The 10,303-nt window shown below is 71.5% G+C and carries 5 protein-coding genes; 2 read left to right on the top strand and 3 right to left on the bottom strand.

Going from position 1 to position 10,303, the window contains the following annotated elements:
• Window positions 1-2: 2 nt before the first annotated feature.
• From EV284_RS20665 to EV284_RS20675, 3 genes are read right to left on the bottom strand one after another with little or no spacing between them, the layout of a single operon-like run.
• Window positions 3-7,367: a non-ribosomal peptide synthetase gene (locus EV284_RS20665; RefSeq protein WP_130336232.1), complete on the bottom strand. Its 7,365-nt coding sequence runs from the start codon at window positions 7,365-7,367 to the stop codon at window positions 3-5.
• Between the two features lie 8 nt (window positions 7,368-7,375).
• Window positions 7,376-7,720 (bottom strand): phosphopantetheine-binding protein, encoded by a 345-nt coding sequence (locus EV284_RS20670; protein WP_207229084.1) that lies wholly within the window; start codon window positions 7,718-7,720, stop codon window positions 7,376-7,378.
• Window positions 7,717-7,920: an MbtH family NRPS accessory protein gene (locus tag EV284_RS20675; RefSeq protein ID WP_130336234.1), complete on the bottom strand. Its 204-nt coding sequence runs from the start codon at window positions 7,918-7,920 to the stop codon at window positions 7,717-7,719. Before EV284_RS20675 ends, EV284_RS20670 begins: the two co-directional genes overlap by 4 nt.
• 332 nt (window positions 7,921-8,252) lie before the next feature.
• Between EV284_RS20675 and EV284_RS20680 the strand changes: the two genes are divergently transcribed.
• Window positions 8,253-9,191, top strand: coding sequence for a hypothetical protein (locus EV284_RS20680; protein WP_130336236.1), 939 nt, complete (start codon window positions 8,253-8,255; stop codon window positions 9,189-9,191).
• On the top strand, window positions 9,185-10,183 hold the full coding sequence (locus tag EV284_RS20685) for a hypothetical protein (protein WP_130336238.1): 999 nt from the start codon (window positions 9,185-9,187) through the stop codon (window positions 10,181-10,183). The genes EV284_RS20680 and EV284_RS20685 overlap by 7 nt, the downstream gene beginning before the upstream one ends.
• Window positions 10,184-10,303 lie beyond the last annotated feature (120 nt).

Below are 10,303 nucleotides of genomic sequence, written 5' to 3' on the forward strand. Positions count from 1 at the left end.
AATCAGGACGCCGCCACAGAACGGGCCACGAGGTCGGTGTTGGGGGCCTTCACGGCCGCGTAGTGGTCGCCGGCGAGGGAGAGGGCCGTCGTTTCGCCCGTGCACAGCCGCAGCCACTGCCGTACGGCCGCCGCGGCCTGTTCGTCCCGCGCCGCGTCCTCGGCGCTGAAGATCAGGGTGCGGCCCGGGTAGGGCGTCGGCCGGTAGTCGCGGAGCGCACGCCAGTTCGCGCGGAAGACCTCGAAGAGCCGCAGCCCCTCACCCGCGGTGGCGTCGGCCGGGACGAGCTGTGCGTCGCGCAGCCGCGTCACCAGCTCCTGGCGCCGTCCTGCCGGCGTCATCGCCGTCAGTTCCTCCACGTCGACGGCCATGTCCACCTCGTGCAGCCGGTCGAGGAAGGACAGATAGGCCGCGATGACCTCCGGTTCCTCCTCGCCGGAGCGGGGTGTGCCCGGCAGGAGCGCGGGCGGCAGGGCCGGATCGATCAGCGCGAGCAGTTCGACCTCCTCGCCGCTGTCGGCGCACTGACGGGCCATCTCGTACGCCACCAGACCCCCGAACGACCAGCCGACGAGCCGCAACGGGCCCTCGGGCTGTGCCTCTCGGGCGGTCGCCAGGTGCGCCGCGGCGATCTCGGCGACGCTGGTGAGCGGCTGCCCGCCCGGTTCGATGCCGACCGACTGGAGCCCGTGGACCGGGCCGTCGCCGGGCAGTGACCGGGCCAGGTCGAGGTAGCAGAAGGCGGTGCCTCCGACGGGCGCGACACAGAACGTGGGCCGTCCGGTGCCGAGCCGCAGCGGCAGCAGCGCCCGCGGCTGCCGGGGGCGGTGGGCGACGAGGGAAGCGGCCTGCGCCGCCACGGTGGGGGCCTCCAGCAGGCTGGCCATGGGCAGGCTGATCCCCAGCTCCTTCCTGATCGTCGAGATGAGACGCACCCCGAGCAGGGAGTTGCCGCCGGCCTCGAAGAAGTCGTCCTCGATGCCGATGCCGGAGGTCCCCAGGATCCGCTCCCAGATGTGCAGCAGATCCAGCTCCGTCCGGCTCCGGGGAACCGGCTGCGGGCCGGCCGGCGCCGCCGCGGGTGCGGGCAGGGCCGCCTGGTCGAGCTTCCCGTTGTGCGAGAGGGGGAAGGAATCCATGAGCACCACCGCGCTCGGTACCAGCGCCGGGGGCAGCTGCTCCTGGCACCAGCGGCGGATGTCCGCGACGAGCGCCTCGCTGTGCGGCCGGGTGCCCTGCGCCGTCGTGCCCCGGGGCCCGGTCGGGGCACCGGCCGACGCCCCCGGCGGCCGCCCGCCCACCGGTGCCGAGGCCGCGGAATCCGGTACCACGTACGCCAGCAGCCGCTTCCCGCCGCCGGTACCGTCCACCACCACGACGGCGTCACGGACCGCGGGGTGCTCCACCAGGACCGTCTCGATCTGGCCCGGTTCGATGCGTACGCCGTGCAGCTTCACCTGCCGGTCCACGCGGCCCAGGAACTCGATGACGCCGTCCGGAGCCATTCTCGCCAGGTCGCCGGTCCGGTACATGCGCTCGCCCGGCCGCCCCAGCGGCGCGGGAACGAACCGGTCCGCAGTCAGCGCCGGGGCCCCGTGGTACCCGCGCCCCAGCAGGTCGCCGGCCAGGCAGAGTTCACCCGCCGCTCCCGTGGGGACCGGGTTGAGGTCGCCGTCGCAGACGAGAGCCCAGCTGCGCCCGATGGGCCGGCCGATGGGCACCGTCGTCCGCCCGTCGTCGGTCCGGCACTCCCAGGAGGTGGCGATGATCGCGGTCTCCGCCGGGCCGTAGTGGTTGTGGAGCCGGATCCACGGCAGCTCCCGCATCGCCCGCTGCTGCAGTTCGACCGGCAGCGCCTCACCGGCGGGCACGATGTGGCGCAGGCCGGCGCACCGGCGCGCCACCTCGGGCGTGTCCAGGAAGATCGAGAGCACCGAGGGAACGGGGTGGATCACCGTGATCCGCTGGTCGGCCACCAGGTCGGCGAGGTACTGCGTGTCCCGGTGCCCCCCGGGCTCCGCCAGTACCAGCCGGCTGCCCACGGTCAGGGGCCGGAAGATCTCCCACAGCGACACGTCGAAGCTGATCGGGACCATCTGCAGCACCGCGTCGTCGCTTCCCAGGGGGATGCGCCGCTGACCCCACTTCAGCGTGTTGACCAGCCCTCGGTGTGTGTTCGCCACGCCCTTGGGCCGTCCCGTCGACCCGGAGGTGTAGATCACGTACGCGAGCTGGTCGCCGCCGTGCCAGTCGCCCGGCACATTGTCGTCGGCCTCCGGTGCCTGCGGACCGGGGTCGGTGTCCAGGCAGACGGCCGGTATCCGGATGTCACCGAGGTCAGGCAGCCACGCCTCCTCGGTGACCAGCGCGTCGGGCCCGGCCTGGGCCAGCAACGCGCGTCGCCAGTCGCGCGGGTACTCGGGATCGACGGGGAGGATGACGCCACCGCACTTCAGGACGGCCAGATAGGCGACGGCGAGGTCGACGGAGCGCTCCAGGTGGATGGCGACGACCGCTTCGGCCCTGACACCGGTGGCCGCCAGACGACGCGCGAGCCGGTTGGCGCGGGCGTTCAACTCCCCGTAGGTCAGTTCGTCCTTGCCGCAGACCACCGCGAGCGCGTGCGGGGTGCGATCCACCTGACACTCCACGAGCCCGTGGACGGACGTCTCCTCGTCGGTATCGGTATCGGTATCGGTATCGGCTTCGGTGACGGACGCGCCCGCCCGCTCGCCGAGCGCCACGGCCGACTCCGGCCCGCAGGCCAGGGAGCGGTACGTTCGAGGTGTCAGCACCTGGCGGGTGTCACCGTCCGCGTCGGCCGCCATCGCTTCCAGGACCGCGCGGTAGAGGGAGCCCAGGAGAGCCTGGGCGTGCGGACCCGCGTCCCCCGGCCGGCTGTACACCGTCAGCCGGCCGGTCTGCGCGACGGCCATCAGGCGGAACTCGTTCGGGCTCTCGTCGACGACGGCGTCGTCGTCGATGAGGTCCCAGTCGAGGACATGGAAGTCCAGGTAGACGAAGGCGACGTCGACCATGCGGCCGTGGCGGCTGCCCTCCTGGATCTCGCCGAGCGGATACCGGCGGTGCGGCCACATCTCGGTCTCCGTGTCGCGCACCTGCCGGACCAGCTCCCGCCAGGTGCGGGCGCCGCGACGGAAGGGAAAGGGAACCGTGTTGACGTACAGGCCCGCGACGCGGTCGGCGCCCTCGGCCTCCGGCCGGGTGTCACACACCAGTCCGGTGGAGAACGCCTCGTCCGTCGTGATCATGCTCATCACCGACAGATGGGCCGCCAGCATCACGTTCTTCAGTGACGCGTCCGCCGTCCGGGCCAGCCTGGTCAGGTCCTCCAGCAGATCGTCGTACTGCGTGACCAGCTGCTTGACCGGCCCCGAGCCATCGCCCCAGGCGGAAGGCAGCTCCAGCTTGGCGTGGTTCGCCACGACGTCACGCCAGTAGCCGGCGTGCGCCGGGTCCTGGAGGTCCTTGCGTTCCAGAGCGACGAAGTCGGCGTACCGGATCTGGGGCAGGGGCTGCGGCACGTACTCCGTGCCGTCGTGCAGGGCGTGGTACCGGCCGAACACCTCGGAGAGAAGTACGTGGAAGCTCCAGCCCTCGAGGATGGGATGGAACTCGGTGAAGGTGATCCACCAGTGGTCCTCGCACATGTGGGTGAAGTACCGGAACAGCGGCGCCGTGCTCAGATCGAACCGGCGGTCGCGCTCCGCGGCCATGTACGCGCGCACCTCGTCGCTCTGCGCCTGCGGTGACAGGCCGCGGACGTCCGCGAAACCGACGGGCAGACGCGCCTCGTCGTGCACGAGCTGGAGCGGTTCGCTGTAGGTGGTGAGGTCCATCGTCGTGCGCAGGGCCTCGTGCCGGGCGACGGTGGCGTCGATCGCGGCCTGCAGGAGTTCGTGGCGGTAGGGGCGGCCGTCCCGGACCAGGTAGCGGGTGACGTTGTGGTAGTTGCCCTCGTTGCCCGAGGATTCCATTTCGAGGATCATCCCGAGCTGGATGCGGGACAGCGGGTACGCGTCCGTCACCCCGTCGGGTATCCGCGCCCGGTCGGCCGGGTCCAGCATCGCGAAGGGCTGCACCACGGGCGCGTCGACACTGCCCGCGGAACGGGGGCCCAGTATCCGGGCGAAGGCCTCGACGGTGCGGTGCTCGAAGACGTCCCGCACGGTGACGGGGTAACCGTTCCTCCGCAGGGCACCCACCACGGCCACCGCGCGCACCGAGTCCCCGCCGACGACGAAGAAGTTGTCGCGGACCCCGAAGTCGCTGCTGCCCAGAACCGTGCGCCACACCGCGGCGACCTCCGCCTCGGCCTCGGAGCGAGGAGCCACGAGGTCGGTGCTGACGCCACGGGACGCCCGGTCGGGTGCCGGCAGCGCATCGGTGTCGATCTTTCCGACGTCGGTCAGCGGGAGCGAGTCCAGGACGACGATCGCCGACGGCACCATGTACTCGGGCAGCCGCTCGCCGACGAAGGCGCGGAGAGCGGCCTGGCCGGGGACGGCCGTCCCGGCCGCGGGCACGACGTAGCCGACGAGTTCGGGCCTGCCGCCGTCGGTCTGCCGTGCCACGACGAGGGCCGTCCGTACCCCGGGATGCGCGGTCATGGCGCTCTCCACCTCGGCCGGCTCCACCCGGTAGCCGCGGATCTTGACCTGCTTGTCCACGCGACCCACGAAGTCCACGTCTCCGCCGGGCCGGAGAGCCACGAGGTCGCCGGTGCGGTAGAGCCGTGCGCCCGGCTCCGCGGAGAACGGGTCGGGGAGGTACTTCTCCGCCGTGAGGTGGGGCTTGTCCAGATAGCCGCGGGTGACACCGGCCCCGCCGATGTAGACCTCGCCGACGACGCCGAAGGGTACGGGACGCATGTGCTCGTCGAGGACGTACATCGTGGTGTTGGGTATGGCCGTGCCGATCGAGACCAGCTCCGTGCCCACCGGCTCTTCGAGGCGGCAGCCGGAATTGCCCACCGTGATCTCGGTGGGACCGTATTCGGCGGCGACACTTCCCGGACCGGCGTCGGCGAGCCAGCTGTTGGCCAGCGTGCCGGTGAAGCGGTCGCCCGCCGCGATCACGAGGCCGGCGAGTGACCGGCGCTGGTCCGGGTCGAGCTGTCCGGCCAGCAGTTCGAGGTGCCCCGGTGCCATCTTCACGAAGCTCAGCGGCCCGCACGCGAGGAGGCGTGCGCCCAGCTCCGCGGGTTCACCGTCGGGCAGCAGATGGACCGGGCGTCCGCGCAGCAGCGAGGTGTAGAGATTCGGCACACCCAGGTCGAACGCGGCGGAGGAGAAGAGCGCGGTTCCGCCCGGCGCCCGCAGATAGGTCTCGACCGTCCACCACAGGTAGTTCATCAGCCCGCCGTGGGTGACCATGACTCCCTTGGGCTGGCCGGTCGTTCCCGAGGTGTAGATGAGGTAGGCGAGAGCGTCGGGGGCGACGGGAACGCCCGGATCGCCGTCCGGCTGCGCGTCGACGATCCGGGCGTCGCGGTCGACCAGGACGACGGTGTGCCCGTCCAGGCCGTGGGCCAGGGCGGCGGCGCCGGGTTCGTCGGTCACCACGACCCGGGCGCCGGCATCGCCCAGGATGTAGGCGCGCCGTGCGGCGGAGTCGCCGGGGTCCAGCGGGGCGTAGGCGGCGCCGGCCTTGAGGACCGCGAGGAGAGCGACGACGAGACGTGCGTTCCTCGGCAGGTGGACGGCGACGACCGAACCGGGCCCGACACCGCGGCCGCGCAGGTGCCGGGCGAGCCGGTTCGCCGCCGCGTCCAGTTCGCCGAAGGTCAGACGCGTGTCACCGGCCAGGACGGCCGGCGCGTCCGGAGCGAGCCTGGCCTGTTCGGCGATGAACTCGTGCAGGGCCCCCCGGGGCCGCTCGGCGGTGCCGCCGTCCGCCGCGGCGAGCAGCTCGCCCAGCTCCTGCTCGGTGATGTACCGGAGGCCGGACAGCGGCATGCCGGGGCTGCTCGTCGCGCTCCGCAGGATCTGGAAGAAGTTCCCGACGAACCGTCGTACGGTGTCCGGCTCGAACAGCGCCGTCGAGTACTCGAGGGCACCGGCCATGGTGCCGTCGGCCTCGGAGTCGATCTGCAGGGTCAGGTCCAGCTTGGAGTTCTCGCTGAGGGTCGGCACGCGAGCGGCCTCGACCCCCGCGAGCGCGATTCCCTCCGGGTCTCCGTCCCCGTAGCTGAACATCACCTGGGCCAGGGGCGGCGTGGAGAGGTCGCGGTCCGGCGCCAGCTCGTTGACGAGCACGTCGAACGGGATCTGCGCGTGCTCCACCGCGTCGAGGAACCGCGACTTGTTGCCGCGCAGGAGATCGGCGAACGCCGGGTCGCCGGACCATCCGGTGCGGATGACGACCGTGTTGACGAAGCAGCCGATCAGCTCCTGCGTCGACGGCTCGTCCCGGCCCGCCATGGGCACGCCCACCGCGATGTCCCGCCGGCCGGTGTAGCGGCTCAGGAGCATCTGGAAGGCCGTCAGGAGGACCAGGAAGGGAGTGGTGCCGTGCTCTGCCGCCGCCGCGCGGACGGCGTCCGCGACATCCGGGGGGACGGTGAGGGGGAGTGAGGCACCCGCGGAGGACCGCACCGCCTGACGCGGGTGGTCCGTCGGCAGCTCCAGGGGGGTGACACCGCTGAGTTGCCGCTTCCAGAACGCGAGGGACTCCGCCAGGGTGCCGTCGAGCAGGCGGGTGCGCTGCCACTCGGAGTAGTCGGCGTACTGGATCGGCAGCGGCGGGAACTCCACGCCGCCGTCGCCCGTCTCGGCCTGGTAGGCCAGGGCCAGATCGCGCCAGAGGATCGGCTCGGACCAGGCGTCGAAGGCGATGTGATGGATCGACACCACGAGGTGATGCGTGTCCGTCGCCGACGTGACCAGGCCCGCGCGGGCCACCCTGCCCTCGGCGAGCGACATCGGGGAGTGGGCCAGGCGCTCCATCAGTTCCCGCGCACGGCTCTCCCGGACCTCTGCGGCCTCCTCGCGGAGGTCGCTGTGGACCAGGGTGTTCCCGGGGCTGTCGATCACCTCCTGCACCGGCTCTTCCCGCTCCATGCGGTAACGGGTCCGCAGCACCTCGTGGCGCTCCAGTACCCGCGCCCAGGCTCGCTGCAGGGCCGGCACGTCGACCGCCCCGCGCAGCCGCAGCACCATGGGGACGTGGTACTCGCCGCTGTCCGGGTTGATCGAGTCGAGGAACCAGAGCCTGCGCTGACTGGGCGACAGCGGCACGGGTCCGCCCCGGCCGGCCGTGGGCGGAGCGGGGGCCGCCGGCGTCGCCGTGCCTTCGAGGCGGCTTCTCAGGATGCGGTCCCGGAGGGCCTGGATGTCCTCGGCCATGCGTGTCCTCACTTCTCGCGCGTCGTCAGTGCGGTGACCTCGGCGTCCGAGAGGCCCGACACGTCACTCCGAACCTGGGATTCGACCACCTGCGCCAGTTCCCCGGCGGTCGGGAACTCGAAGATCGTCCGCAGGGAGAGCTGGACCCCGTAGCGGGCCGAGACACGTGCGACGACCTTGGCGGCCAGGATGGAGGTGCCGCCCATGCGGAAGAAGCTGAGCGTGAGATCCACGGGGTCGTCCGTGGCGAGCACATCCTGGAAGATCCCGCCGATGACTTTCTCGATGTCGGTGGCGGGCACGCCCCGTTGTGCCTGCTCCGTGGTGGGCGGCATGTTCGTCCCGTTCGTCACGCGGAGGCTCCGTCCATACGCGTCCGCAGGCTGAGCGGACGCATGTCGGTCCACACCTCGGAGATGCGGGAAAGACACGCCTCCCGGCTTCCGCTGAAGCCGGCGTCGATCCAGCCGGACGGCAGCGGCCGGTGGGACCACCAAATCGAATACTGCTCTTCGTGGTTCTTCACCACGGTGAACTGGTCCTCAGTGGACATGGCCACTCCATGAATGTCTGAACGAGACGCGGGAAAGGCCCCGATGTAATTCGCGGGGAGTCGAACCATTCGGCTGAGAACTTAGCTTCCGGGCAATCCGGATCACCATCCACCGCCAGGCTGAACTGGTGGCGAAGTTCATCTCCGCGGGGGAGGCGCATTCGCTGCGACCTGCGGAGGAGCCGTGCCCGGGCGGACGGCGGAGCACCTCCCGGGAGGCCCGTTCGCGTGCGGTGGCGGACGGGCGGAGCCTATAGTCCAGGCGCCAGTTGAGGTGTGACGGCGAACTGGCGAGAGCCGGCGAACGAACTCTCCTCCAGGATGGGGCAAAGATGACGGACGAGATGGCGAAGGGGTTCGGGCAGAGAATTCCGGCCAGTCATCCGGATGGGCTGCGCAACCACGGCCTGCTGGTCAACGAGGCAACCGGACTGTACGGATGGGGCGCGGAACTCGAAGCAGTCTATTCCGGCCTGGCGAAGGAACTGTCCGCCGAGGTGAGGGAAATGGAGCCCGTCGAGCTCCATTTCCCGCCCGTTCTTCCGCGCGCGGTGTTCGAGAAGAGCGAGTACGTGTCCTCGTTTCCCCAGCTCTTCGGCGCGGTGCACGCGTTCCAGGGCGACGAGTGCGCACACGAGGGCCTGGAACGGGCCGTCACCAGGGGAGAGGACTGGAGCGGGCACACGCGACTGACCGACTTCGTGCTGGCTCCGGCCGTGTGTTACTCCGTGTACCCCCTGTTCGGCGGGACCGTGCTGGACGGCGGCCGGACGGTGGACGCGAGCGGATTCTGCTTCCGGCACGAACCGTCGACCGAACCGGGACGTCTGGTCTCGTTCCGGCTGCGGGAGTTCGTGCGGATCGGAAGTCCGGCCGAAGCCTCCGCCTGGTTCAGCCAGTGGTACGAGCGTGCGTCCGCCTTCGTGCGGCGACTCGGCCTCAAGGTGGAGGTCGAGGCCGCCTCGGACCCGTTCTTCGGGACGAGCGGGCAGGTCATGGCCGACAACCAGCGGGAGGAGGGGATGAAGGCCGAGGTCGTCGTCCCGATCGGCGACCACCCCGTGGCGGTCGCGTCGATCAACTACCACCGCGACCACTTCGGCCGGATCTTCGACATCCGGTCGGCGGACGGGGAGCCGGCCCACAGCGCCTGTGTCGGCTTCGGCCTGGAACGGCTTGCGTTCGCACTCGTGTCGGCCCACGGCCCGCGGCTCGCCGAATGGCCCGAGGACGTCCGCGAGTTGCTGTGGAGCGGGCGACGGACATGGTGACCGTTGCGTCCCCCGGCAGGGTCAGCGAGCCCGTCCTCGCGCGCAACGCCCTCGCCATGATGGACGACAGGGCGCTCTGCGCCCTGGACGTCCGGCTCGACTACTTCGAGGTCCAGACACGATCCGGGCGCGGGCGCGGACGGCTTCCGGTCGTGACCGTCAAGCAGGTCGAGTCGCTCAACGACGGCTACCGCCGCTATCTCGGGCTGACCTCGCATCAGGGCTCGGCGGCCTTCATCGGGGGAGGGCTGGCCCGCCTGCGGTCCGGCAGCTCCCTCGCGGGCATCGGGCCCGAGGGGCGCCGCGAGCTGCTGGCCGCGCTGGTCGCCGAGGCCCTCGACCGCGCGGCGCAGACGTCCGACGCGGTGCTGTCCCCCTTCCTGACCGCCACCGACCTGCCGGCCTACCTGGACGCGGCGCCGTCGGCCACCGTCCGTGAACACGGTGTCTGGTGCACCCTGGAGATCGACGGGGCCGCCGGCATCGAGGAATTCCTCCAGCGCCTTCCCGCGAAGCGCCGGCGGCACTGGAACCGGGACATCCGCGAAGCCGAGGAGCTCGGGCTGGAGCACGACGTCGTGCCCTTCTCGGACGAGGCCGTCGCGGAAGCCGCCGCGGGTATCGCCAGCGTCTCCCGGCGCAACGGCATGGACGAGTCGCCCGACATCGTGAGGTGGCGGATCGGCAACTACCGCAGGCGCCCGGGGAAGCACTTCTTCGTCCGCACCCGGTGGCAGGGGCAGGCGGTCACCCACATGCTGTGCCGGATGTTCGACGACACCATGGACGCGCACACCCTCGGGATCGTCGACGTCCCGGGCCTCGACCGGGGGGCGGTCTACCACTTCGGCTGTCTGCTGGGTCCGTTGAGGGCAGCCGTCGAGCGCGGCGCACACCGGCTGGAGCTCGGCATCGGGCACGACTCACCGAAACTCCGCCGGGGGTGCACGGGCGAGGACACCTACTTCGCCGATCTGCTCCCCGCACGATAGCCGGAGACCCGCCGGGGCCCCCCCCCCCGGGGTGGGCCAGCCCCGGCCCCCCCCCCGACCCCCCCCGGGGGCCCCCCCGCCGCGCCGCCCCCCCCCGCCCCCGCCCCCCCCCCCCCCCCG

It is taken from the genome of Streptomyces sp. BK022 (genome assembly GCF_004217355.1).
GTDB classification, from domain to species: Bacteria; Actinomycetota; Actinomycetes; order Streptomycetales; family Streptomycetaceae; genus Streptomyces; species Streptomyces griseoluteus.

Coding starts and splice junctions, on each gene's coding strand:
- EV284_RS20680 (WP_130336236.1), top strand. CDS start 8,253: ATGACGGACGAGATGGCGAAGGGGTTCGGGCAGAGAATTCCGGCCAGT.
- EV284_RS20665 (WP_130336232.1), bottom strand. CDS start 7,367: ATGGCCGAGGACATCCAGGCCCTCCGGGACCGCATCCTGAGAAGCCGC.
- EV284_RS20675 (WP_130336234.1), bottom strand. CDS start 7,920: ATGTCCACTGAGGACCAGTTCACCGTGGTGAAGAACCACGAAGAGCAG.
- EV284_RS20685 (WP_130336238.1), top strand. CDS start 9,185: ATGGTGACCGTTGCGTCCCCCGGCAGGGTCAGCGAGCCCGTCCTCGCG.